At 62.2% G+C, this 22,568-nt stretch carries 23 protein-coding genes; 9 read left to right on the top strand and 14 right to left on the bottom strand.

The window, feature by feature from the left end; translation table 11 throughout:
- Positions 1-231 (bottom strand): transposase family protein (locus tag BM317_RS30860; protein WP_256574122.1); only part of this gene is annotated, 231 nt, incomplete at its 3' end.
- Between the two features lie 399 nt (positions 232-630).
- Here BM317_RS30860 and BM317_RS11405 point away from each other — a divergent pair.
- Complete coding sequence (locus tag BM317_RS11405) at positions 631-1,707, top strand: 3-deoxy-7-phosphoheptulonate synthase (RefSeq protein ID WP_092176958.1); 1,077 nt, start codon at positions 631-633, stop codon at positions 1,705-1,707.
- A 154-nt stretch (positions 1,708-1,861) separates the two neighbouring features.
- Here the strand turns inward: BM317_RS11405 and BM317_RS11400 are convergent, their stop codons facing one another.
- Positions 1,862-2,143, bottom strand: a complete 282-nt coding sequence (locus BM317_RS11400) for a GNAT family N-acetyltransferase (protein WP_053120470.1) — start codon at positions 2,141-2,143, stop codon at positions 1,862-1,864.
- A 635-nt stretch (positions 2,144-2,778) separates the two neighbouring features.
- Between BM317_RS11400 and oprI the strand changes: the two genes are divergently transcribed.
- Positions 2,779-3,030, top strand: a complete 252-nt coding sequence (gene oprI / locus BM317_RS11395) for an outer membrane lipoprotei OprI (protein WP_003183784.1) — start codon at positions 2,779-2,781, stop codon at positions 3,028-3,030.
- Positions 3,031-3,153: 123 nt separating this feature from the next.
- Here the strand turns inward: oprI and BM317_RS11390 are convergent, their stop codons facing one another.
- The 3 genes from BM317_RS11390 to BM317_RS11380 all read right to left on the bottom strand — a co-directional run bounded on the left by BM317_RS11390 (position 3,154) and on the right by BM317_RS11380 (position 5,214).
- Complete coding sequence (locus BM317_RS11390; RefSeq protein WP_092177106.1) at positions 3,154-4,125, bottom strand: L,D-transpeptidase family protein; 972 nt, start codon at positions 4,123-4,125, stop codon at positions 3,154-3,156.
- Between the two features lie 133 nt (positions 4,126-4,258).
- Positions 4,259-4,552: a hypothetical protein gene (locus BM317_RS11385; protein WP_003199347.1), complete on the bottom strand. Its 294-nt coding sequence runs from the start codon at positions 4,550-4,552 to the stop codon at positions 4,259-4,261.
- A gap of 56 nt (positions 4,553-4,608) precedes the next feature.
- On the bottom strand, positions 4,609-5,214 hold the full coding sequence (locus tag BM317_RS11380; RefSeq protein WP_092177109.1) for an arylesterase: 606 nt from the start codon (positions 5,212-5,214) through the stop codon (positions 4,609-4,611).
- Between the two features lie 10 nt (positions 5,215-5,224).
- On the opposite strand from BM317_RS11380, the gene BM317_RS11375 reads away from it, so the two are divergent.
- From BM317_RS11375 to greB, 3 genes are read left to right on the top strand one after another with little or no spacing between them, the layout of a single operon-like run.
- On the top strand, positions 5,225-5,908 hold the full coding sequence (locus BM317_RS11375) for an ABC transporter ATP-binding protein (protein WP_060738553.1): 684 nt from the start codon (positions 5,225-5,227) through the stop codon (positions 5,906-5,908).
- Positions 5,908-8,412, top strand: a complete 2,505-nt coding sequence (locus tag BM317_RS11370) for an ABC transporter permease (RefSeq protein WP_092474334.1) — start codon at positions 5,908-5,910, stop codon at positions 8,410-8,412. Before BM317_RS11375 ends, BM317_RS11370 begins: the two co-directional genes overlap by 1 nt.
- 34 nt (positions 8,413-8,446) lie before the next feature.
- On the top strand, positions 8,447-8,944 hold the full coding sequence (greB, locus tag BM317_RS11365; RefSeq protein ID WP_092177115.1) for a transcription elongation factor GreB: 498 nt from the start codon (positions 8,447-8,449) through the stop codon (positions 8,942-8,944).
- Positions 8,945-8,952: 8 nt separating this feature from the next.
- On the opposite strand, the gene BM317_RS11360 is transcribed toward greB, so the two are convergent.
- The 3 genes from BM317_RS11360 to BM317_RS11350 all read right to left on the bottom strand — a co-directional run bounded on the left by BM317_RS11360 (position 8,953) and on the right by BM317_RS11350 (position 11,468).
- Positions 8,953-9,261, bottom strand: coding sequence for a hypothetical protein (locus BM317_RS11360; RefSeq protein ID WP_024618163.1), 309 nt, complete (start codon positions 9,259-9,261; stop codon positions 8,953-8,955).
- Between the two features lie 249 nt (positions 9,262-9,510).
- The gene (locus BM317_RS11355) at positions 9,511-9,945 is read right to left on the bottom strand and encodes a DoxX family protein (RefSeq protein WP_092167599.1); all 435 of its coding nucleotides are present in this window, start codon (positions 9,943-9,945) and stop codon (positions 9,511-9,513) included.
- A 101-nt stretch (positions 9,946-10,046) separates the two neighbouring features.
- Complete coding sequence (locus BM317_RS11350; RefSeq protein ID WP_092167596.1) at positions 10,047-11,468, bottom strand: MltF family protein; 1,422 nt, start codon at positions 11,466-11,468, stop codon at positions 10,047-10,049.
- A gap of 235 nt (positions 11,469-11,703) precedes the next feature.
- Between BM317_RS11350 and BM317_RS11345 the strand changes: the two genes are divergently transcribed.
- The 3 genes from BM317_RS11345 (at position 11,704) to BM317_RS11335 (ending at position 14,814) form a co-directional block, all read left to right on the top strand.
- Entirely contained in the window at positions 11,704-12,510 is an 807-nt protein-coding gene (locus BM317_RS11345; RefSeq protein WP_092167593.1) for a TatD family hydrolase, read from the top strand.
- Positions 12,511-12,731: 221 nt separating this feature from the next.
- A complete protein-coding gene (locus BM317_RS11340) occupies positions 12,732-14,213 on the top strand; it encodes a methyl-accepting chemotaxis protein (RefSeq protein WP_092167590.1) in 1,482 nt (493 codons plus the stop codon).
- 226 nt (positions 14,214-14,439) lie between these two features.
- Positions 14,440-14,814, top strand: coding sequence for a hypothetical protein (locus BM317_RS11335; RefSeq protein WP_060738559.1), 375 nt, complete (start codon positions 14,440-14,442; stop codon positions 14,812-14,814).
- A gap of 11 nt (positions 14,815-14,825) precedes the next feature.
- Here the strand turns inward: BM317_RS11335 and BM317_RS11330 are convergent, their stop codons facing one another.
- From BM317_RS11330 to BM317_RS11320, 3 genes are all read right to left on the bottom strand, one after another.
- Entirely contained in the window at positions 14,826-15,623 is a 798-nt protein-coding gene (locus BM317_RS11330) for an acyl-CoA thioesterase (RefSeq protein ID WP_092474338.1), read from the bottom strand.
- Between the two features lie 158 nt (positions 15,624-15,781).
- Positions 15,782-16,543, bottom strand: a complete 762-nt coding sequence (locus tag BM317_RS11325; RefSeq protein WP_092474332.1) for a CHAD domain-containing protein — start codon at positions 16,541-16,543, stop codon at positions 15,782-15,784.
- Positions 16,544-16,646: 103 nt separating this feature from the next.
- Complete coding sequence (locus tag BM317_RS11320; protein WP_060738562.1) at positions 16,647-16,937, bottom strand: hypothetical protein; 291 nt, start codon at positions 16,935-16,937, stop codon at positions 16,647-16,649.
- 207 nt (positions 16,938-17,144) lie between these two features.
- On the opposite strand from BM317_RS11320, the gene BM317_RS11315 reads away from it, so the two are divergent.
- A complete protein-coding gene (locus BM317_RS11315; protein WP_092167582.1) occupies positions 17,145-18,182 on the top strand; it encodes a patatin-like phospholipase family protein in 1,038 nt (345 codons plus the stop codon).
- Positions 18,183-18,361: 179 nt separating this feature from the next.
- Here BM317_RS11315 and BM317_RS11310 read toward each other — a convergent pair whose 3' ends face one another.
- The 3 genes from BM317_RS11310 to kdpC all read right to left on the bottom strand — a co-directional run bounded on the left by BM317_RS11310 (position 18,362) and on the right by kdpC (position 22,454).
- A complete protein-coding gene (locus BM317_RS11310; RefSeq protein WP_092167580.1) occupies positions 18,362-19,060 on the bottom strand; it encodes a response regulator in 699 nt (232 codons plus the stop codon).
- Positions 19,061-19,124: 64 nt separating this feature from the next.
- A complete protein-coding gene (locus BM317_RS11305; RefSeq protein WP_092167578.1) occupies positions 19,125-21,776 on the bottom strand; it encodes a sensor histidine kinase in 2,652 nt (883 codons plus the stop codon).
- A 132-nt stretch (positions 21,777-21,908) separates the two neighbouring features.
- Positions 21,909-22,454 carry a potassium-transporting ATPase subunit KdpC gene (gene kdpC, locus BM317_RS11300; protein ID WP_092167575.1) on the bottom strand — a complete coding sequence of 182 codons (546 nt, stop codon included), beginning with the start codon at positions 22,452-22,454 and terminating at the stop codon, positions 21,909-21,911.
- Positions 22,455-22,568: the final 114 nt, after the last annotated feature.

The raw sequence follows: 22,568 nt of genomic DNA, 5'->3' as shown, positions 1-22,568 counted from the left end.
AACACGCCTGAGCAAAACGCGGAGGCGTACCGCACGACCGAGAATCGGCAAGTCACGAACGGTACGCTCGCAATACTCATGAGTGCTTGAACAGGTTTTCTGGCACCCGCCGCAGGATGGGAATCGGGTGGGATGGGGAATCAGGTCGATCTGAAGCGCGTCGCCATCAGGCTTGATCGTAACGACAGAAAAGCCCTCCCAAAAAGGAAGGAAAGTATTAATATCGCGCATAAGAACGCCGGTTTGTTAGATGTGTTTGCTCGCACGAACATCATCAATCAAATCGGCGTTCTTGTTTCTGTGTTTCCCGGGATTCCGTGAAGAACCGTAAAAAAGCCCCTGCACATCATTACACAGCCTGGTTCTGTAGGAGCTGGCGAAGCCTGCGATCTTTTGATCTTTCGCTCACGACTCAATCGGCTTTGGAAAGATCGCAGCCTCGCTTCGCTCGACAGTTCCTACGAGTCCAGCGGGAGCAAGCTCCCTTGCTGCAATTAAACCGGGCCCAGCCCATTGTCGAGCCACCTCGTAACGCGATAAGGTTCGGCTCCCCGACGCGCTTAAAATTCGCTGTGCACCGCCGCGCGGGGATCGCTGGCGGCCGGCACCCGTGAACTGACGAGTAACACGATGGCTGATTTACCGATCAATGACCTTAACGTCGCCTCCAACGAGACCCTCATCACGCCTGACCAGCTCAAGCGCGATATCCCCCTGAGCGACGCTGCCCTGCGCACCGTGACCAAGGGCCGGGAAGTCATTCGCAACATCCTGGACGGCACCGACCATCGCCTGTTCGTGGTCATCGGCCCCTGCTCGATCCATGACATCAAGGCCGCCCACGAATACGCCGAGCGCCTGAAAGTGCTGGCGGCGGAAGTCTCCGACACCTTGTACCTGGTCATGCGCGTGTATTTCGAGAAACCGCGCACCACCGTCGGCTGGAAAGGCCTGATCAACGACCCGTACCTGGATGACTCCTTCAAGATCCAGGACGGCCTGCACATCGGTCGCCAGTTGCTGCTGGACCTGGCGGAAATGGGCCTGCCCACCGCCACCGAAGCCCTGGACCCGATCTCGCCGCAGTACTTGCAGGACCTGATCAGCTGGTCGGCCATCGGCGCGCGCACCACCGAATCCCAGACCCACCGCGAAATGGCCTCCGGCCTGTCGTCGGCGGTGGGCTTCAAGAACGGCACCGACGGCGGTCTCACCGTGGCGATCAACGCCTTGCAGTCGGTTTCCAGCCCGCACCGCTTCCTGGGCATCAACCAGGAAGGTGGCGTGTCGATCGTCACCACCAAGGGCAACGCCTACGGTCACGTGGTGCTGCGCGGTGGCAACGGCAAGCCGAACTACGACTCGGTCAGCGTCGCACTGTGTGAGCAGGCGTTGAACAAAGCCAGGATCAAGCCGAACATCATGGTCGATTGCAGCCACGCCAACTCCAACAAGGATCCGGCGCTGCAACCGTTGGTGATGGAGAACGTGGCCAACCAGATCCTGGAAGGCAACCAGTCGATTATCGGCCTGATGGTCGAAAGCCACTTGAACTGGGGCTGCCAGGCAATCCCGAAAGACCTCGCCGACTTGCAGTACGGCGTCTCCATCACCGATGCCTGCATCGACTGGAGCGCGACCGAGAACACCCTGCGCAGCATGCATGCCAAACTCAAGGACGTGCTGCCGAAGCGGCAGCGTAGCTAACAAAGATCGCAGCCTCGTTTCACTCGACAGCTCCTACACGGCTTCTACACGTATTTGGGTGGGGATGTAGGAGCTGGTGAAGCCTGCGATCTTCAAGGCATAAAAAAACGCCGGACTTTTCAGTCTGGCGTTTTTTATTGGGGAATCCGTTTTCTCAGAGCTTCGCCGCGTGCCGCTGGTGACGCTCCATGTAACGCTCTACGTAGGAGCAGGATGGGATCACCGTGTAGCCCATCTCTTCAGCGTACTGCAGCGCTCTTTCGGTCAGCGCCGCCGCGATGCCCCGGCCGCGCAAGGCGTTGGGCACGAAGGTGCGATAGATATCCAGGGTCTGCTTGCCCAGGTCCATATAGGTCAGATAGGCACGATGACCGTCCACATTGGTCTCGAACTGATGACCAGCCTGGTCATGGTGGATGGTAACCGCCTCGCTCATCACTACTCCTCGCGGGTCTGAATGCCGACCCCTACCTTACCGATGTTTTTCCGGCGAAGGAACATCTACGCCACCCCGTGCCTTCCTGGTCACCGAGCGCCAAAACCGATCCGCTCAAACCCGAGCACGTCGTGAATAGTAGGCACCAATGACGCAAATGCTCAAGGCACGCCTGTCATCGAAGGGGTAAACCTGGTCGGGTTTATCGATTGAGCGCCATCGTCGAGCGGTAGTCGGTCACGGTGCAATAGCTGAACATCGCCAGTTGTTGAGTCTTGAGACGAGCGCGCGTAGTTAAAGTCACCGCCAATACCAATAAAGATGCCTGGGACATTGCGCAAAAAATGTACAAAAGTGTAGGTGAATCAATAAACAACGACGTTAGCGAGGGCGGCAAGAGTTCTCCCCCACTGCGGAACTTTTCTTCGTCGACGCGCTCCTGCCAAGGGCTTGGGGCTGTATATTTTTTCAACACCCCTAAGAAAAGTTGCTCGAAAAAGAATCACCGCCTACAATTTTTTTGCTTCTTGCGCTACGTCAGTTTACTTACTACAAGTAATGGGTAGTATGTACGCCGGCTAACTCTCCAGTCTGGGGAGACAGTCACTAATAGAAAGTCCTTGAAGGGGAAACCGATGAACAACGTTCTGAAATTCTCTGCTCTGGCCCTGGCCGCAGTTCTGGCTACCGGTTGCAGCAGCGCATCGAAAGAAACCGAAGCACGTCTGACTGCTACCGAAGACGCAGCAGCTCGCTCCCAGGCTCGTGCAGACGAAGCTTACCGTAAAGCTGATGAAGCTCTGGCTGCTGCTCAAAAAGCACAACAGACTGCTGACGAAGCTAACGAGCGTGCTCTGCGCATGCTGGAAAAAGCTAGCCGCAAGTAATAGTCCTTCGGGATTGTTATCGAGCCGACCCATTTTTGGGTCGGCTTTTTTATTGCTTGGCGTTTAAGCAGGCGATAAAAAACCCGCCGACATCGCGAAACGTCGGCGGGTTGCTTTCGAGTTTTACTGCTGCAAGTCGATCGGCGCGCTCGAGACCATCGGTGCCGAGGTATTGGGAACGGCGATTTCCACCGGCAGGCCATCTTCCGCCGCCACCACGTCCCGCACCACGTCCCAGTTCATGCGCAGGTTACTGGTGATGTCTTCGCGCTTGAGCATCGCATTGATCACCGCGGTGTGCTTGTCCACCACCGACGGGTTGCCCTTGTCGTCCAGCGGCGTATGCGCTTCCAGGTACACCTTGCCACCGCTCAAGCCCAGCTTGTAGGGATCGTTGATGATCCGCACCGACGTGCCCACCGGAACCATGCCGGCCATTTCCAGTACGTTGTTGTTGAACATCCGGAAACAACCGTGGCTGGTCCGCATGCCGATGCCGAACTTCTTGTTCGAACCATGGATCAGGTAGCCCGGGGTACCCAGGGTGAACTTGAAAGGGCCCAGCGGGTTATCCGGACCGGCGGGCACGACATTCGGCAACGGATCGCCGTCGGCAGCGTGTTCGGCCTTGATCGATGCGGGCGGAGTCCAGGTCGGGTTCGGAGTCTTGGCGATGATGCTGGTGTGGGCGATCGGCGAGCCCCAGCCCTCACGACCAATCCCCAGCGGGAAGGTGTAGACCACGTTCCGCCCCTTGGGGAAATAGTAGAGACGGTACTCGGCCAGGTTGATCACGATACCCTCGCGCGGGCCCGGCGGCAGGATAAAGCGGGTGGGCAGCACGATCTCGGTGCCAGCACCAGGCAACCAGGGATCGACCCCCGGGTTGGCGGCGACCATCTCGCTGTAGCCCAGGTCATAGGTGGTGCCCAGGTCGGCGAAAGTGTCTTCGTATTTGGCCTTGATGACTTGCACCTGGCCAACGATGTCTTCACCCGGCGGTGGCAGAGGCAGCTCGAGTGCGGCAACGGGGCCCGCCATACACAGGGCGGCAAGAGACAGGCAGCGGGCGACGGCAGGCAAGCGCGGCAACATCCGGGAAATCCTTCGCAGATCGAACAAGGGGTATGAAAACGGCGATTGTACACTGCCACTCTTTATTTCGGGGAGAGCGGTAAGGCGGCGTCCGATGCACAGCATTTTTCGGCATTCACCCCGCGCTGAGGGATTACAACTCGAACCGCAGCTCCGGCCAGATCGGCGAGGTTCCGCGCTTCTGGGATTCCAGGATCGCCCGGCACAGCGAGCACAGGCGATGATCCTGGAAAATCTTGCGATCGACGCTCGACCAGCGCGGCTGGGCCGGCAGCAGGCTACCGCAGAGGGTCCGGTCGGCCGAGCCACCGAGTTCCAACTGCCGGGTCACCAGATGCACCCGTACTTCCTGGCAGGCGAACAGATCCAGCTGCTCGTCAGGCTCGATCAGTTGGTAGGCAAACAGGGACCAGGCGGGACGCGGCATCGGGGGCTCCAAATCGGGGGCGCCACATTAGCCGAAAGCCCGCCGGTAGAAAAGCGTCAAAGCAGCGGTTTCAGCGTCGGCCAGACATTTTCCAGCAACTTGCCCTGGGCGGCGACGGACGGGTGCAATCCGTCGCCTTGCATCATTCCGGGAACACCTCCGATATCCTTGAGGAAAAACGGCACCAGCGGCACTTTTTTCTCCTCGGCCAGGGTGCTGTAGACCCGGGCGAAGGCATCGGTGTATCGGCGCCCGTAATTGGGCGGCAGTTGCATGCCCAGCAACAACACCTTGGCACCGCTTGCCCGGGAACTGTCGATCATCGCTGCAAGGTTTTGTTGCAATTGCGTTGGCGGTTGCCCGCGCAAGCCATCGTTGCCACCCAGCTCCAGGATCACCAGGTCCGGTTTATGGGCTGCAAGCAGCGCCGGCAGCCGCGCCTGGCCTCCGGCGCTGGTGTCCCCGCTGATGGAGGCATTGACCACTTTATCGTCAAAACCCTCGGCCTTGAGCCGCTGTTCGAGCAACGACACCCACCCTTGTCGGGTATCCAGGCCGAAAGCCGCGCTGATACTATCGCCAACGATCAGGACTGTACCCGCCGCTGCGTTCTGGGCCATGCACATCAAGGCCAGGCCGGCACTCAAAAACCACACACGCATCGGATTCTCCATGGGCTCAAGCATTCTCACCGCGACGGACCTTAGCAAAGTGGTCGCCAGCGCGGAAGGTGAACTGACCATCCTGCACGAACTCAGCCTGGAACTGAACAAAGGCGACAGCCTGGCCATCGTCGGCGCGTCCGGTTCCGGAAAATCCACGCTCCTGGGCCTGCTGGCCGGCCTCGACCTGCCCAGCAGCGGCGAGGTCACACTCGCCGGCCAGGCCCTCAGCGCACTGGATGAAGACCAGCGTGCGCGGATCCGCGCCGAGCATGTCGGTTTCGTTTTCCAGTCGTTCCAGTTGCTCGACAGCCTCAACGCACTGGAAAACGTCATGCTTCCGCTGGAGCTTGACGGCCGCAAGGATGCCCGCGAACGCGCCACGCAACTGCTGCAGCGCGTCGGCCTGGGCCAGCGCCTGACCCATTCACCGCGCCAGCTCTCCGGCGGCGAACAGCAACGGGTGGCGATTGCCCGCGCCTTTGCCGCGGAACCCGACGTGCTGTTTGCCGACGAACCCACTGGCAACCTCGACAGCCACACCGGCGAGCGCATCAGCGACCTGCTGTTCGAACTGAACAAGGAACGCGGCACGACCCTGGTGCTGGTCACCCATGATGAACGCCTGGCCCATCGCTGCCGGCGCCTGATCCGACTTGAAGCCGGCGAGATGGTCGCCCCTCTGGAGCCTTGATGGCACGCTTGCCGCTGTTGCGCCTGTTCAGTCTCGCTGTCCGTCAATTGCTTCGCGATGCCCGCGCCGGTGAGTTGCGGGTGTTGTTCTTCGCCCTGCTGGTGGCGGTGGCGGCGAGTACCGCCATCGGCTACTTCGGTGCCCGCCTCAACGGCGCGATGATGATGCGCGCCACCGAATTCCTCGGCGCCGACCTGCTGCTCGAAGGTAGCTCGCCGGCCCGCCCGGAACAGATCCGCAGCGGCACCGAACTGGGGCTGGAACACGCCCGGGTGGTGGAGTTCTCCAGTGTCGTGGCCACCGACAATGGCATCCAGCTGTCCAGCGTCAAGGCGGCCGATGACCGCTATCCATTGCGCGGCGAGCTGAAAAGCAGCCCCGCCCCGTTCGCGCCGGAAGAAACCGGCGGCCGTCCGAACCCTGGCGAGGCCTGGGTCGAGGCGCGGCTACTGACGGCACTGGACCTGAAGATCGGCGACAGCATCGACGTTGGCAACCAAACCCTGCGGTTGGCCCGAGTGCTGACCTATGAACCGGATCGCGCCGGCAATTTCTACAGCCTCACCCCGAGAGTGCTGATCAACCTCAAGGACCTGGAGGCCACCGGCGTGGTGCAACCGGGCAGCCGGGTCAGCTATCGCGACCTGTGGCGCGGTCCGGCACCGGCCTTGCAAACCTACCGCGACCTGGTCAAGCCTGGCCTTGAAGCCAACCAGCGCCTGCAGGATGCCCGCGACGGCAACCGTCAGATCGGCGGCGCCCTGGGCAAGGCCGAGCGCTACCTGAACATGGCCAGCCTGGTGGCGGTTTTGCTGTCCGGGGTCGCCGTCGCGCTCTCGGCCAACCGCTTTGCCACCCGACGCTTCGATGCCAGCGCGCTGCTGCGCTGCCTGGGCCTTTCACGTCGAGAAACCATGGTGCTGTTCAGCCTGCAATTGACGGTGCTGGGCCTGCTCGCCAGCATCAGCGGCGCCCTGCTCGGCTGGATCGCCCAACTGGGCCTGTTCGCCCTGCTGCACGACCTGCTACCCACCACCGTTCCGCCGGGCGGCCTGCTGCCGGCGATCGCCGGGATCGGCACCGGGCTGGTGGCGCTGGCCGGGTTCGCCCTGCCGCCACTGGCTGCGCTGGGACGGGTGCCACCGTTGCGCGTGCTGCGCCGGGACATGCTGCCGATCCCGTCCAGCTCCTGGGTGATCTACGGTGCCGCTCTAGGTGCCCTGGGCCTGATCATGTGGCGCCTGAGCCTGGACCTGGTCCTGACCTTCGCCCTGCTGGGCGGTGGCGTCGTTGCCGCGCTGGTGCTGGGCGGCTTGTTGTTGCTGCTGCTCCAGAGCCTGCGTCGCCTGCTCGCCCGCGCCGCCCTGCCCTGGCGCCTGGGCCTCGGCCAATTGCTGCGCCATCCCTTGGCCGCCGCCGGCCAGGCCTTGGCGTTCGGCCTGATCCTGTTGTCCATGGCGTTGATCGCGCTACTGCGCGGTGAACTGCTGGACACCTGGCAAAACCAGTTGCCCAAAGACGCGCCGAATTACTTCGCCCTGAACATCCTGCCCAACGACAAGCAGGCCTTCACCGACAAACTGCTGGAATTGTCCGCACAATCGGCTCCGCTCTATCCCGTGGTACCTGGGCGCCTCATCAGCATCAATGGCGAACCGGCCACGGAGTTCGTCACCAAGGACTCGGCGGGTGACCGGGCGCTGCAGCGCGACCTGAGCCTGACCTGGGCTGCGGACCTGCCGGCGGGCAACGTCGTCACCGCAGGGACCTGGTGGCCGCAGCAGCCTGCGGACGATGTCCCGGGGGTTTCGGTGGAAGGCAAAGTGGCCGAGAACCTCAAGATCAAGTTGGGCGACCGCCTGGTCTTCAGCGTGGGCGGGGTCAACCGTGAAGCGAAGGTCACCAGCCTGCGGGAAATCAACTGGGACAATTTCCAACCCAACTTCTTCATGATCTTCCAGCCCGGTACATTGAAAGACCTGCCGGCGACCTACCTCACCAGTTTCTACCTGGCGCCGGGCCACGACCAACAGATCGTCGACCTTTCCCGGGCCTTTCCGGCGGTGACGATCCTGCAAGTCGAGGCCCTGCTCGAACAACTGCGCAGCATCCTGGCCCAAGTGACCCTGGCCGTGGAGTACGTGTTGCTGTTCGTGCTGGCGGCGGGAATGGCGGTGTTGTTCTCCGGCCTGCAGGCGACCCTCGACGAGCGGATCCGCCAAGGCGCGCTGTTGCGCGCACTGGGCGCCGAACGGCCCCTGCTGGTCAAGGCCCGGCGCATCGAGTTCGGCCTGCTGGGCGCCGTCAGTGGGCTGCTGGCGGCCCTGGGTTCGGAACTGGTGAGCCTGGTGCTTTACCGGTACGCCTTCGACCTGCCCTGGCATCCGCATCCATGGCTGTTGGTATTACCGCTGCTGGGGGCTTTGTTGATCGGCGCAGCCGGGGTGTTCGGCACCCGTCGGGCGCTCAACGCCAGCCCGCTGACAGTATTGCGCGAGGGTTGATAGACTCCCGGCTTCGCTATCACAAGAAGTTGCCATGAGCCGTTATCGCCCACCTCGCTCCGCCGGCACCGCGCTGATCACCCCCGAGGGTGAAGCGCGGATGCGCGCTGAATTCCATGAGCTATGGCATGTGCGCCGTCCCCAGGTGACCCAGGCGGTCAGCGAGGCGGCAGCCCAGGGGGATCGTTCGGAAAATGCCGAATACACCTACGGCAAGAAAATGCTCCGGGAAATCGACAGTCGCGTGCGCTTCCTCACCAAGCGCCTCGAAGCGCTCAAAGTGGTCAGTGAAAAACCCAGCGATCCGAACAAGGTATATTTTGGCGCCTGGGTCACGGTTGAAGATGAGGACGGCAAGGAATCACGCTACCGCATCGTCGGCCCGGACGAGCTGGACCTGAAGCAGAACCTGATCAGCATCGACTCGCCGTTGGCACGGGCGCTGATCGGCAAGGCCCTGGACGCCGAGGTCAGCGTCCAGACGCCCACAGGCGAGAAACGGGTCTACATCGTGGACATCGCGTATCCGTAACCTTCACCTCAACGGCGCGTGATCAAGCCCTGCCGTGCGACACGGGTCAGTTGCCGGATCATTTCAGGAGCGTCCGCTGCGCTGGGGGACTGGATGACAGCCAGGTCGAAGCTGTCATTGGCAAAACGCGCCAGCGACTCACCGTCTTCGACAAACTGGATCAGGAAAGCGGCAGGCCCGTGGTTGCGACGCGGCCAGCCGTCGAGGTAACGCAAGAGTGTTGGCTGGTGAGTGCCGCCCAGGAGAATTTTCGGGTTGCGTTGCACAAGGTTCGCCGTGATCGGCGCAAGACGTACAAGGGGACTGGGTGCGTTCATCGTGTCGTGTCTCTGCCTCGAAAGTCTGCATGGCAGGTGAGAGGCAACACCGAACCAGCGCTTTAGCGGTATTTCGAAACCGTTCTTTCCGGCTTCTATCGGCAACGGGAGAGTCACCTGGCGCCCCGCAAGTAGCTGTTTAAATCGGCGCATGAGCGGCATCCTAGAGAAGCTGACCGGCCAGTGTCAAGAATCACTCCCCATAAAAAAAGGCCCGTACAAGACGGGCCTCGGGTTCCAACCGTGCACTCAACCCGCGATGGCGCGATCGACCGACAGCTTGCCCGCCCCTTCGATCAGCACGGCAATACTGCCCGCCAGCAAGGCCAGGGCGAACTCATAACCGTTGTTGGCCATGAACAAGCCGTTACCGATGTGCACGGAGAAAATCGCCACCAGCGACAGGAAGGCCAGGCCAAGTGCCGCAGGACGCGCCAGCAGACCGACGATCAGCGCCAGCCCGGCGAAAAACTCCGTACCGCCCGCCAGCGTCGCCATCACATAGCCCGGGGTCAGACCGATGCTTTCCATCCACTGCGCCGTGCCTGCCAGGCCGTAGCCACCAAACAGGCCAAAGAGTTTCTGTGAGCCGTGGGCGGCAAAGATGACACCGACGGCGATGCGCAGGACAGTCAACCCATAGCCGGCGCGGGTGAACAGAACTTTGTTGATGAGAGTGCTCATAAGGTCATTCCTTGGGAGTAGTAGAGAGTTGGCCGCTATATTAATCAATAAAATTCATGTTAAAAGCGGAAAAAATCCGTAATACCAATCAATTTATTCGATCACTTACGCAATGCAACCTTTTGCTCCTTCGGTTCCAAGGACTCCCGTTCACGATCAAACGCCAGATAGTACTTATTCACACTATTAACATAGCTGACGGCGCCCATTCCTACCTGCTCCATGGCAATGCGTTCGACCTGGAAAAACCATTGGTTGGGGTTCAGCCCCCGTCGCCGGGCCTCGGCTCGCATGCCTTGGACGCGCTCGGGGCCCATGTTGTAGGCCGCCAGGACGAAGGCCATGCGCTCGCGCTCGTTGAGCTTGGGGCTGGCAAAGAACTTGCGACGAATGAGGGCCAGGTACTTGGCGCCGGCCTGCACATTGGCGTCCACGTTCTGGATGTTATCGACCCCGACCCGCTGGGCTGCCGCCGGAGTGATCTGCATCAGGCCGGTGGGGCCTGCACCGCTGCGCGCATTGGGTTGCAGGGCCGATTCCTTGAACGCCAGGGCCGCCAGGTTGAGCCAGTCCATGCCCTGGGCATCGGCATGCTTTTGCAGCACCGGACGCAAGTTTTCCAGGCGTTGGCGGTTGGCCCGGGCCAGCGGATAGTGGACCTGATACAAACGCCGGTAGATGCGCAGAAACGCCGCGTCCTGGTTGGAGGGCACCTTGTAGGTCACCAGGAACCGGTCGATGCTCGCCCGCAGCATGGCGGCGTCACGGCGAACGAACCAATACTCGTCACCCGGCTCGCCAATCAGCACCTGGCGGTCGAAGCGCAGCTTGGGCAGGATCTTGCTCCAGCGCTCGGCAATAGGTTGCTCGACGATGGTCAAATGGAAAATCCCGCCCTGGACCATCTCCAGGACATCTTCCACAGCCAGGGTAGGATCGACCCATTCGATCTTCACTGGCGGCAGCTTGAGCAGCGCCAGTTTCTGGTTGATCTGGCTCACGGCATCCCCGGCCGCACTGCCGTTGGGCAGGGCCAGTGTTTTGCCGGAAAGTTGCTCCACACGCGTGTAACGCTTCTCCCCCTTGATGCCCACCAACAGCAAAGGCACGTCGGTACGGATCGGATTGCTGGCGCTGACGGCATGGCCGGCCTGAGGTTCGAGCAGCTCGCCCGGCGCGACGAGGTCGCCCTCCCCGCGCTGCAAGGCACCGAGCAATTGGTCCTTGGCCTTGGGAATGATCTTGAGGGTAATTTCCTGGCCGTCCCGGGCGTGGCCGTTGAGGTATTGCTCGAAGGCGCGCAGCCGATGGTATTCGACGCCAATGGGTTGCCCCTGGACTTCACCGGAGCTGTTGCGGCTCTGGTTGACCAAAACCTTCAACACACGGCTGCTGCGGATCTGCGCCAGGTCGCGCACCGTGCCCGGCGCCGCCGCTTGCACCGGCCCGGGCAGCCGGGCTTCGGCCGGTATCGGCAACAGCAGCGAACAACACAACAGTAACAATACCTGGGGACGTGTCATCCACTCTCCGGAAGGAACACTGCGGACCGCCTCCGTGAAAAACGAGGCTGAGTCGACAGAAACAGAGCGCCTGGGGCGCTGAAAAAGTGCGGAAGACTGGCACAGTGATGGCGTTTATACCAACCCTATGTATCTCGCGGCCTTAACAGACAGCCTCAACTCGTTGTAGTTCTTGGCTTTTCTTATAAATCTACAGCTCTGATATGCTTTCCGGCCTTTGGGCCGAGGTAGCACCATGCAACTCATCGATATCGGCGTCAACCTGACCAACCCCAGTTTCACCGACAAATACCAGGCGGTGCTTGAGCGCGCCTATGCATCCGGGGTCTGCCAACTGGTCTTGACCGGCACCAGCATCGAGGGCAGCGAACAGGCCCTGGAGTTGTGCCAACACCTCGACGAGACCGGGGAACGACTGTTTTCCACCGCCGGCATTCACCCCCACAGCGCCAGCGAGTGGACCGCCGACAGCGCCCGGCACCTCAAGGACCTGCTGATGCACAGCCGCGTGCGCGCGGTGGGTGAATGCGGGCTGGATTTCAACCGAGACTTCTCGCCCCGCCCCCAGCAGGAAAAGGTCCTGGAGGAACACCTCGCCCTGGCGGCCCAGTTGCAATTACCGGTCTTCCTGCATGAGCGCGACGCCGACCAGCGCTTGCTGGACATCCTCCGGGAGTTTCGCGATCAATTGCCAGCGGCCGTGGTGCACTGCTTCACCGGGGAAAAAAAGGCGTTGTTCAGCTACCTCGATCTCGACCTGCATATTGGTATCACTGGCTGGATCTGCGACGAACGCCGGGGCACGCACCTGCACCCATTGGTGCGCGAAATACCCCGTGGCCGGCTGATGCTCGAAAGCGACGCGCCCTACCTGCTACCCCGCACGCTGCGGCCCAAACCCAAGAACGGACGCAACGAGCCGGCCTACCTGACGGAAGTCCTGCGCGAAGTGGCCTTGCACCGGGGCGAAACCCGGGAAGACCTGGCAGCCCACAGCAGCGCCTGCGCCCGGACGTTCTTTGGGTTGCCCACGATCTCCTGACCCCTGCAAATCCCTGTGGGAGCGAGCTTGCTCGCGATAGTGGCGTATCAGCCTGCACATTGGCTGACTGACACACCGCTATCGCGAGCAAGCTCGCTCCCACAAGAGGACTTCGTTGTCTGTTAGACCTCTGTTGACCCACATCAAAATCCCGACACCTGAATAGCGGCAGAATAATGGCACCTTGCCAATGCTGTTTCCGCTATCAGAGAAGACCTTCCATGGGTGCCTGGCTTAGCAATATCTCGTTGAAATACAAATTCTGGGCGGTCAATGCGGTCGCCTTTATCACCACCTTGCTGCTGGTGCTCTACGCGGTGCACCTCGAACAGCAGGCGCGCAACCACGCAGCCCAGGCAAACGCCCAGGTCCAAGCACAAGTGCTCAAGGCCTGGCCTGCCGGGCAACCCTTGCCCAGGGCTGACGGTCTCTTGGCATTCCAGCGCGACCAGGTCCCGGTGTTCAACGAACGGCCGTTACCTTCGCTGGCTCAGGTCGATGGCTGGGTCGAACTCGATGCCGGGCCGTTGCTTGGCGACGATCCGTTGCTGGGTGCCCAAGTGATCCGTCGAGATGACGGACAGTCACTCGCGGTGTTGGCCCGAGGTGTAAGCCTGAGCCAAGTGTTCGCTGAACGCTTTAGGCAATACGCCATGGCCGTGTTCGTGTTGATGCTGGCAATGTTGGGCGCCTCGCAGCTACTGATCCGCTTTTTGCTCAGCCAGCTCAACACGCTCAAAGACGTGATGCTGCATGTGGAAAAAACCGGTGACCTGTCCGCCCGCGTGCCTCTGGCCTGCGAGGACGAAGTGGGCCAGATGGCGGCGGCGTTCAACGCCATGCAGGCCGGTTATCAACGGGTGGTCGACACCGTCGCCAGCACTGCCCGGCAGCTGGACAGTGGTGCGGCGCGCCTGGCGTCGAGCATGAACGATGTTCGCCACGGCATGCTCGGCCAACAAAGCGAAACCGATCAGGCAGCCACGGCGATCAACGAAATGTCCGCCACGGTTTATCACATCGCCCAACACGCCGGCGCCACCCGCGACCTGTCGAAAACCGCCGACACCCTGGCCGGCAACGGTCACGAAGTGGTCGGTCGGGTGCAACTGTCGATCACCGGATTGTCGTCGGGGGTGCAGCAGACTGCCGAAATGATCCAGCGCCTGGCCGAAGACAGTCAGAAGATCAACGGCGTGGTCAATGTGATCCACAGCATCGCCGAGCAAACCAATCTGCTGGCCCTGAACGCGGCCATCGAAGCGGCGCGGGCCGGGGAAATGGGCCGAGGTTTTGCCGTGGTGGCCGACGAGGTGCGCAACCTGGCCAAACGGGTACAGGCCTCCACGGATGAAATCACCGTCATGGTCGCGGCCTTGCAAGCCGGGACCCGGGACGCGGTGGACTTCATGCAGGAGAGTTCGCTCAAGGCCGACGATTGCGTGCAACAGGCCCGCGAGGCCGGCGACGCGCTGGCTCAGATCACCGCAGCGGTGGCCCAAATGCGCGAGAGCAACACCCAGATCGCGGTCGCGGCCGAGCAGCAAAGCCACGTCGCCGAGGAAATGAACCGGGCGGTGGTGAGCATTCGCGACGTGACCGAAAACACCGTGCGCCAGACCGTCGACTCAGCCACCACCAGCGATGAATTGGCAACGTTGGCGGGCGAGTTGAGCAAGGCGATCGGGCAGCTCAAACTTTGAGGAGGCCTTCGCGAGCAAGCTCGCTCCCACATGGGATCGAGTCGGACAAAAAAGTTTGTTAACCCGACAGACCCCATGTGGGAGCTCGCTCGCGAAGAGGCCAGTACAGTCAACTCAAATATAACCTTTGAAACTCTATCGCCCCGATAACCAACCTCGATTCGCAGGCGCCCTGGTCGGCACCTATTCTTCAAGCATAAGTGCACACGAATCGAGGAATAGCATCATGGGCAAACGTCACCCCAATCTTCCAGCCTGGCAATGGCGCGCCTACCCCGACAATCATCGCCACCCCACCAACCTGGTGTTGCACCTGATTGCCGTGCCGCTGTTCATCATCGCGTTTCTGCTGATTGTGACGGGCGTGTTCAGCTTGAGTCTGGGGGACATCGCCATCGGCGTCATCGGCCTGCTCGCGGCACTCGGCTTGCAGCGTCACGGACACAGCCTGGAGGCCCAGGCCTCCGAGCCGTTCAGCGATCGCAAGGATGCCGTGTCACGCCTGTTGGTGGAGCAGTTCCTGACTTTTCCGCGGTTCTTTTTCAGCGGTGGCTGGTGGCGCGCCTGGCGTGATCGCCACCGTCACCACCGTAAACCTTAGCCGAAGCGGCCTTACCCGAAGATCGTTACCGTCTGCCGACTCAGAGCGATCAAGCGGCCATCGGCGCTCCAGAACTTCGTGGCAATATGGCCATAGCCGTCTTGGGCATGTTCGATCTCGGCCAGGTACTTGCACCAGTCCAGGGTCGTGAGGTCCAGCAGCGGCTGGACGAACTCGATGGTCCACGTGAGCGTGCTGCCCGGGGCCATTTGCGAGAGGTGAGGCAACAACGCCGGGGGCCAGGCGTCCACCAAGGCCAGGATATGGCTTTCGTTCAGCGGCTCCTCCTGCACATCGCCGCGCAAGCGCACCCAACCGCCCATGCTCCGGGATTTATTGCCGCTGAATGGCACGCCGCCGACGCTCCAGCGCATCGCCAGGTGCCGCATGAACTCCGGGGTCATGCCCTTGACGTAAGGCAGCTCCTGGGATTGCTCCACGCTCTTGAATTCCGGTGCGGGATCGGCCAGCACCGCCACCACGGACGAGCGCGAGGCACCAAAGCTGCCTTGCACCACGGTCACCACCTGACCGTTCTGCACCGCGCGCCCCAACACTTGGCTTACCGCCTTGCCTTCTCGCAACACGTCGACTTCGAAACTGACCGGCACGTCGGGCTCGACCGGGCCGACGAAGGTAATCGCCAGGGAACGCACCGGACGATCCGCCGGCACTTGGGCACGCATCGCCTCATATTGCAGCGCCGCCACCAACCCGCCAAAAGTGGCCCGGCCCTGGCCCCACTCCGGCGCGATGGTCACCGCACCTGGCTGCCGGCGCACGGCATCGATCAACTCGGAAAAGCGCATGACGACCTCGAAAACGGGGGAAAAGGATGACGGCATCTTAACCAGCCCAGGCAGGGCGGCACAGGGCTCATTCCGGCCAAAGAGGCTGACAGAAAAGCCGAGGATCCTGAATCCCCCCCAGCCCACAAGAGGGAGGTCCCACAGGGGGAATGGGGAATTCAGGATTTTTCGAAGCAACTGGCAATCAGCTTGTCGAGCACCTTGTCGGACTTGGCCTCGGCCTTTTCCATCGTGGCGTGCCAGCTGGGCACGCAAGCTTGCAGATCGGTTTCTTCCTGAGCCCTGGCCAGCCATTGCCAGCAATCGTGCCAGTCACCCAGCGCGCCCTGGGCGGACTTGAGCCGTGGCATGGCGGCTTCGGGCAGGCGGTCGAGCTCAGGGTAAGCTTCGATTGCGTAGCGCACGCGCTTGATCAGCAGGCGCAACCGGTGACGGTCATGGGCGGGATCACGCAGGGCTTCGCCGAGTTTCTTCCACTGTTTGTCCAAGCGCTTTTCGATGCGTTTACGCAAGCCCTTCAGCAGCCCCTCACGCTGGGCGGCGCGAATGAAACGTGGGAAGGCATCGAGCATCATCAGCAACTGGGCCAGTTCAACACTCGCGGCCACGGCGGGATAGGCATCGGCCATTTGTATCTGGCGTCGCCTCGCCGCCTCGGCCAGGCCATGTTGTTCAAGGTAGGCCGCCAACACTTCCCGGTCGCGCAGGGGCGTGGTCAGGGTGCCCACCGCCGAAGCCGCCGTTTCCAGTTGTTCGACGCCGGGCAACCCACGCAGCGGACGAAGCAGGCTGCGCAAACGGCGTACCGTGGTCCGCAGGTCATGCAGCGCTTCGCTGTCGGTGTGGGCATTCAAGCGGGCCTGACAGGCCAACAGACGGACTTCCAGGCCCAATATGCGGGCCACCAGCCGATCGATCATGGGGCGTACTCCATACGCAGCGTCGAGTTTCAAGCTTCAAGCTGCAAGTGAGGAGCGGTGTAGCATTCTCTTGCAGCTTGTCCCTTGAAACTGGCTGCTACCTTTATCGTCCCGCGCGGGATTCGCGGATGTAGAAACGCGCCTTCTCGGCTTTCTTGGAGCAGCCTTCGAAGGCTTCGAATTGCTGCTGGGTCTTGGCGCCCGTCAGCAGGGACAAGGCCTTGGAGTAGCTGACGGTGCCGGCAAAGCCTTCGGCCTTGGCCAGGTCCAATTCACGCCAGGCGCTGTCGAGCTGGCTGCCACAACTGTCGCGGTAAGCGGTTTTGCCTGCGCAACCGGCCAGGGCCAAAATCATTAAAGATGCCACCAAGGGCAGGCGGATCCGGGCTTTCATCAGTAACACCTCAGGTCAGGTCAACAGTCGTGCTGTTAAGACGGTGGCAACGGCGAAAAGTGCCTTGCTTGACCGCGTAAATTCAAGTGTGGCCGAGCATACGCAAATGCCGTCGCAGCGTGTCAAAAAACGACGTCTGCGCCACAACGATTGAGCCGAGCCGTCGATGAGTGCATTGTTGAAGTCTGTTCGACAAGAGGCCGGGTCATGACAAAACGTGTCGCATTGGTATTGGGCTCGGGTGGCGCCCGGGGCTATGCCCATATCGGGGTGATCGAAGAAATCGAACGACGTGGCTACGACATTGCCTGCATCGCTGGCTGTTCCATGGGGGCTGTCGTGGGTGGGATCTATGCGGCGGGCAAGCTCGATGAGTATCGCAACTGGATCGAAAGCCTGGATTACCTGGATGTCCTGCGCCTGGTGGACGTCAGTTTTCGCCTGGGAGCGATCCGCGGCGAGAAGGTCTTTGGGCAAATCCGCAAGATCGTCGGCGAACTCAACATTGAAGAGTTGCGCATCCCCTACACCGCCGTCGCAACCGACCTGACCAACCAGCAGGAAATCTGGTTCCAGGAAGGCTGCCTGCACCAGGCCATGCGCGCCTCGGCGGCGATTCCCAGCCTGTTCACACCCGTGATGCAAGGCAATCGCATGCTGGTGGATGGCGGCCTGCTCAATCCGTTGCCGATCGTGCCGGTGGTGTCTAGCCACTGCGACTTGATCATCGCGGTCAACCTCAACGCCACCAACCAGAAACAGTACCGGTTACCGGTGATCCCGCGCCCCGCCGCGTTCAGGCGCCGCTTCGACACCCTGGTCAGTTCCCTGGGCTCGCGCCTGCCGTTTCGCCGCAAGCAGGCCGAGCAGTTGTTGCTGCTGGAACAGGAAGCCTTGAAGGCCGAGGCCGCCGAGATCAACCCATGGATCGACTCGGCCGAGCCCGAGGGCCAACAACCGGCTGCCGCGCCAGAGAACGAAGGCGCACCGAAATCCGCCACCGGCTCATTCATCATCGATAACGTCGGCCCGGCTTCGTTGCTGGACTTGATCAACCAGAGCTTCGAAGTGATGCAGACCTCGCTGGCCCAATACAAGATCGCCGGTTACCCGCCGGATGTGCTGATCAACGTGCCGAAGCGGGTGTGCCGTTTTTTCGAATTCTACAAAGCGCCGGAGTTGATCGCCCTGGGACGGGAGATTGCCAGCGATACCCTGGATCGCTATGAGCGTGAACAGAATTGAATGTGATCACAGGCCTCCTGTGGCGAGGGGATTTATCCCCTCAGGGCTGCGAAGCAGTCCTAAAACCTGAACACGCGGTGTGTCAGGTAAAAATCATGTCTGAAGCTTTTTGGGGCTGCTTCGCAGCCCAGCGGGGATAAATCCCCTCGCCACAACAGTGCCGGCTTGAAATTTTGTGGCTAAACAGCACCCTCCCCCAACAGCCGATACCCAACCCCCGCCTCGGTCACGATGAACCGCGGTCGGGTCGGGTCGTCGGCCAGCTTCTGACGCAGGTGACCGACCACGATCCGCAGGTAGTGACTGTCTTCGGTGTGGGTCGGCCCCCAGATGTCCTTGAGCAGTTGCTGCTGGGTGATGACCCGCCCCGGGTGCCGTGCCAATTGAGCCAGGACGGCGTATTCCTTACGGGTCAGGGCCACTTCGGTGCCGTCCAGCAACACCCGTCGATAGGCCAGGTCCACCGTCAGCGGGCCGAACTTCAGCGCGGCTTCCTGTAGCTCGCCGGCCGGGGCCTGGCGCAACAAGGCGCGGATGCGGGCGAGGAATTCCTGGATGCCGAACGGCTTGGTCACGTAATCGTTGGCACCGTTGTCCAACGCCTCGACTTTCTGCGCTTCGCTGGCCCGCACCGAGAGCACGAGCACCGGCACCGTCGACCATTGGCGAAACTCGCGCAACACCTGTTGGCCGTCCATGTCCGGCAGGCCCAGGTCGAGCACCAGCAGATCGGGCTTGTTCAGCGCCGCGTGGGCAAGCCCTTCGGCGCCGGTGCCGGCTTCCAGCACCTTGTAGCCTTGGGAGCTCAAGCTGATGCGCAAGAATTTGCGGATCTGCGGTTCGTCATCGATGACCAAAAGGGTCGCGGTCTGGCTCATGGGGTTCGTTCGTTGCAATCTGGTGGAAAGGCACGCAAGTGACAAGAGAGTATCTCAGCCAGGCTCAAGCTTCATCGTCCATGCCCGGTTGCGCCTGCAACGGCAAGTGCAACGTGATGCAGGTGCCGCGTCCGTCGAGGCCATCGGCCACGCTGATTCGCCCGCCGTGGGCACCGACCATGCCCTGGCAGATCGCCAATCCCAACCCTGTGCCCTGCCCGCCCCGATCACCGCGCGCGGCGGTATAGAACATATCGAAGATTTTCTCTCGCTCGTCTTCAGGGATCCCGGGGCCTTCATCGGCCACGGCAAAAAATATCTCATTGCCGGTCGCCCCGGCGCTCAGCAGCAGGCGTCCTTGGGCTGGCGAGAACCGCGCCGCGTTCTCCAGCACGTTCACCAGGGCCTGCTCGATCAACGCCGCATGCACATACAGCAAGGGCAATTCAGCGGGCACCTCGACCGTGAGCGCCAGGGGCGCCAGCACCGCTCGCAGGCGATTCAGCGCACTGCCAACGATGTCGGCTGGCGCCACCCAGTCTCGCGCCAGTTTCAGGGCGCCGTGGCCCAGACGAGTCATGTCCAGCAAGTTCTGGATGTAGCGATCCAACCGCTCGGCTTCATCGCGGGTGCCTTCGAGCAGCTCGCGACGATCGGCCAGCGGGATCGCCTCCCCCAGCGCCAACAGGCTGTCGATGCTGCCGCGCATGGCGGTCAGCGGTGTGCGCAGATCGTGGGACACGGACGCCAGCAAAGCGCTGCGCAGTTGCTCGGTTTCGCCGTGCAGTCGCGCCGCTTCAAGGTCCTGGGCCAGTTGCGCCCGAGCCAGTGCCTGGGCCAATGGCTGACTGAGGGCCGCCAGCAAACGGCGACGCTGACCACTCAGGGGTTGGCCTTCTTTCGGGCAGACGCCCAGCAAGGCCAGCGGCCCGCCTTCCGCCGACAACGGCCACCACCACCAACGCCCGGAGGGCAGTGTCCCGGTGCCGGCGCCGGCCGACTGATCGTGCTGCCAGGACCAGTCGGCCGCCGCACGCTCAGCCTCGGTGAGGGTCAACGGCTCACCGCTTTCGACCTTCCAACCGCCCTGGCTGTCGCGGTTGAGCAGGCATAGCTGCAAGTCGTGCCAACCATTGAGGTGCTGCGCGGCGGCGCTGATCACGGCCTGGCGGTCGGTGGCGGCAGTGAGTTTGCGAGACAGGTCCAGCAGTTCGCCGGTTTCCTGCTGGGTGTCGCGCAGGGCCTGCAACTGGCGGCGCTGACGAGCGGCCAGGTTGCCGGTCAGGGCCGCCATGAGCAGGAAAAACACCAGCGTCAGCACGTCTTCTTCGCGCTGGATGGTCAGGGAAAAATTCGGCGGAATGAACAGGAAATCATAGGCCAGGAACGACAGTGCCGCGCAGGCCAGCGCCGGGCCGAGGCTGCTGCGTACGGCCACCAGCAACACCGCCATCAGGAACACCAGGGAGATATTGGGCAACGCCAGCAATCCCGAGATTCCCCAGGCCAATGCGCTGGCCACCACGGTCGCCAGCAACGCCAGCACGTAATCGAACCTGGTCTGGACGGCGCCTGAGTGCACGCGGGCGGGACGCGGTTGCTCATCGCTGTCCAACACGTTGATTTCCAGGCCCCGGGCATCGCGCAGCAGGCGCGAAGCGAGGCCGCCGCCAAACAGCCGTCGGCGCAGGCGCGGCCGAGACTGGCCCACCAGCACCAGCGTGGCGCGACGTTCGCTGGCGTGCTGGATCAGCGTCCTGGCCACTTCGCCGGCCCGCAGCAGCACCACTTCGCCGCCGAGGCGTTCAGCCAGTTGCTGGGCATTCTGCAGGCGCTGGCGCGAGGCCTCGTCACGGGCGCTGCCGTTGTCCACGTGCACCAGGCTCCACGGCAAATGCCGACGCTGGGCGACGCGGCTGGCATGGCGCACCAGGCGTTCAGCCCGCACATCACCGTCCACCCCCACCAGCAAGCGTCCGCGCACCGCCGGCGCGGCCTGGCCCAGTTGTCGATAGCCCAGGGCGAGGTCATTGTCGACCTGGGCGGCGGCGGTCTGCATCGCCAGCTCACGCAACGCGGTCAGGTTGGTCTGGGAGAAAAACGCATCGATCGCCGCCCGGGCCTGCTCCGGCACGTAGACCTTGCCATCGCGCAGACGCTCCAGCAGCTCACGGGGTGGCAGGTCGATCAGCAGCAGTTCATCGGCTTCCTGCAGGACCCAGTCCGGCAACGTCTCGCGCACCTGCACGCCAGTGATGCCGCGCACTTGGTCGTTGAGGCTTTCCAGATGCTGGACATTGACCGTGGTGTAGACGTCGATGCCCGCCGCGAGCAATTCCTGAATGTCCTGCCAACGCTTGGCATGGCGGCTGCCGGGGGCGTTGCTGTGGGCCAGTTCATCCACCAGGACCAAGTGCGGACGGGCGGCGAGCAAGCCATCGAGATCCATTTCCTCGAGCATCACGCCACGATATTCCGAGCGCACCAACGGCTGCTGCGCCAGGCCGCCGAGCAGCGCTTCGGTTTCACTGCGACCGTGGGTCTCCACCACCCCGGCGATGACCGTCACGCCTTGGCGCAGTTGGGTGTGAGCCGCTTGCAGCATGGCGTAGGTCTTGCCGACACCGGGGGCCGCGCCCAGGAAGACCTTGAGCCGACCACGGCCGTTACGGGGCAGATTGGCTAACAGTGCGTCGGCGCGGCCGGAGTCGCTCATGCTGGGGATTCTCTTGTTTCGGATAGGTTCAGCCCCCCTGTGGGAGCGAGCTTGCTCGCGATAGCGGTAGGTCAGCCAACATTGAGGGAGACTGATACACCCTCATCGCGAGCAAGCTCGCTCCCACAGGTTCTACAGTTTTTCCAGGGCCAGGTTCAGCGCCAGCACATTCACCACCGGTGGGCCCACCAGGGGTTGCTCGATATTGTCGTCGAGCAATTGCTGCAAGGTCGAGGCCGGCAGGTTGCGCGCGGCGGCGACACGCGCCAGTTGATAGGCAATTGCCGCCGGAGGCAAGTGCGGATCCAGCCCGCTGCCGGAGGTGGTCAGCAATGCCAGTGGCACCGGGCCCTGACCCGGCACCTGAAGTTTGCGGGCGTCATCGATCACCCGAGTGGCCAGGGCCGGATTGCTCGGGGAGAAATTGCTGGCGCCGCTGGCGACCGTGGCGAAGGCACCGGCCGATGGCCGTGGATGAAACCAGGCATCGCCGGTGAAGTCCTGGGCGATCAGCGTCGAGCCACGGACCTTGCCGGCGGCATCGACGATCAGGCTGCCGTTGGCTTGGACGGGAAAGGCGACTTGCGCCACGCCGGTGACCACCAGTGGGTAGGCGACACCGGTGATCAGGCTCATCAGCAATAACAGGCTCAAGGCCGGGCGAATCAGAGTGGACATCCAAATATCCTCGGTTTGAAAACACATTTGTGATGAGGGGATTTATCCCCGCTGGGCTGCGCAGCAGCCCCAAAAACAGTCGTTCTCGTTTTGCCTGACACACTGAGGTATCAG

Source organism: Pseudomonas sp. NFACC24-1, assembly GCF_900115235.1.
Lineage (GTDB): Bacteria > Pseudomonadota > Gammaproteobacteria > Pseudomonadales > Pseudomonadaceae > Aquipseudomonas > Aquipseudomonas fluorescens_AA.
Note: the sequence above shows the minus strand (reverse complement) of the source record. Positions and strands in the feature narration are given on the sequence as shown.

Excerpts from the sequence above, each read along its gene's own strand:
- BM317_RS11310 (WP_092167580.1), bottom strand. The coding sequence starts at position 19,060 with ATGAGCCAGACCGCGACCCTTTTGGTCATCGATGACGAACCGCAGATC.
- BM317_RS11315 (WP_092167582.1), top strand. The coding sequence starts at position 17,145 with ATGACAAAACGTGTCGCATTGGTATTGGGCTCGGGTGGCGCCCGGGGC.
- BM317_RS11375 (WP_060738553.1), top strand. The coding sequence starts at position 5,225 with ATGGGCTCAAGCATTCTCACCGCGACGGACCTTAGCAAAGTGGTCGCC.
- greB (WP_092177115.1), top strand. The coding sequence starts at position 8,447 with ATGAGCCGTTATCGCCCACCTCGCTCCGCCGGCACCGCGCTGATCACC.
- BM317_RS11400 (WP_053120470.1), bottom strand. The coding sequence starts at position 2,143 with ATGAGCGAGGCGGTTACCATCCACCATGACCAGGCTGGTCATCAGTTC.
- BM317_RS11345 (WP_092167593.1), top strand. The coding sequence starts at position 11,704 with ATGCAACTCATCGATATCGGCGTCAACCTGACCAACCCCAGTTTCACC.
- BM317_RS11330 (WP_092474338.1), bottom strand. The coding sequence starts at position 15,623 with ATGCGCTTTTCCGAGTTGATCGATGCCGTGCGCCGGCAGCCAGGTGCG.
- BM317_RS11380 (WP_092177109.1), bottom strand. The coding sequence starts at position 5,214 with ATGCGTGTGTGGTTTTTGAGTGCCGGCCTGGCCTTGATGTGCATGGCC.
- BM317_RS11320 (WP_060738562.1), bottom strand. The coding sequence starts at position 16,937 with ATGAAAGCCCGGATCCGCCTGCCCTTGGTGGCATCTTTAATGATTTTG.
- BM317_RS11325 (WP_092474332.1), bottom strand. The coding sequence starts at position 16,543 with ATGATCGATCGGCTGGTGGCCCGCATATTGGGCCTGGAAGTCCGTCTG.
- BM317_RS11340 (WP_092167590.1), top strand. The coding sequence starts at position 12,732 with ATGGGTGCCTGGCTTAGCAATATCTCGTTGAAATACAAATTCTGGGCG.
- BM317_RS11405 (WP_092176958.1), top strand. The coding sequence starts at position 631 with ATGGCTGATTTACCGATCAATGACCTTAACGTCGCCTCCAACGAGACC.
- BM317_RS11305 (WP_092167578.1), bottom strand. The coding sequence starts at position 21,776 with ATGAGCGACTCCGGCCGCGCCGACGCACTGTTAGCCAATCTGCCCCGT.
- BM317_RS11350 (WP_092167596.1), bottom strand. The coding sequence starts at position 11,468 with ATGACACGTCCCCAGGTATTGTTACTGTTGTGTTGTTCGCTGCTGTTG.
- kdpC (WP_092167575.1), bottom strand. The coding sequence starts at position 22,454 with ATGTCCACTCTGATTCGCCCGGCCTTGAGCCTGTTATTGCTGATGAGC.
- BM317_RS11390 (WP_092177106.1), bottom strand. The coding sequence starts at position 4,125 with ATGTTGCCGCGCTTGCCTGCCGTCGCCCGCTGCCTGTCTCTTGCCGCC.
- BM317_RS11370 (WP_092474334.1), top strand. The coding sequence starts at position 5,908 with ATGGCACGCTTGCCGCTGTTGCGCCTGTTCAGTCTCGCTGTCCGTCAA.
- BM317_RS11335 (WP_060738559.1), top strand. The coding sequence starts at position 14,440 with ATGGGCAAACGTCACCCCAATCTTCCAGCCTGGCAATGGCGCGCCTAC.
- oprI (WP_003183784.1), top strand. The coding sequence starts at position 2,779 with ATGAACAACGTTCTGAAATTCTCTGCTCTGGCCCTGGCCGCAGTTCTG.
- BM317_RS11385 (WP_003199347.1), bottom strand. The coding sequence starts at position 4,552 with ATGCCGCGTCCCGCCTGGTCCCTGTTTGCCTACCAACTGATCGAGCCT.
- BM317_RS11360 (WP_024618163.1), bottom strand. The coding sequence starts at position 9,261 with ATGAACGCACCCAGTCCCCTTGTACGTCTTGCGCCGATCACGGCGAAC.
- BM317_RS11355 (WP_092167599.1), bottom strand. The coding sequence starts at position 9,945 with ATGAGCACTCTCATCAACAAAGTTCTGTTCACCCGCGCCGGCTATGGG.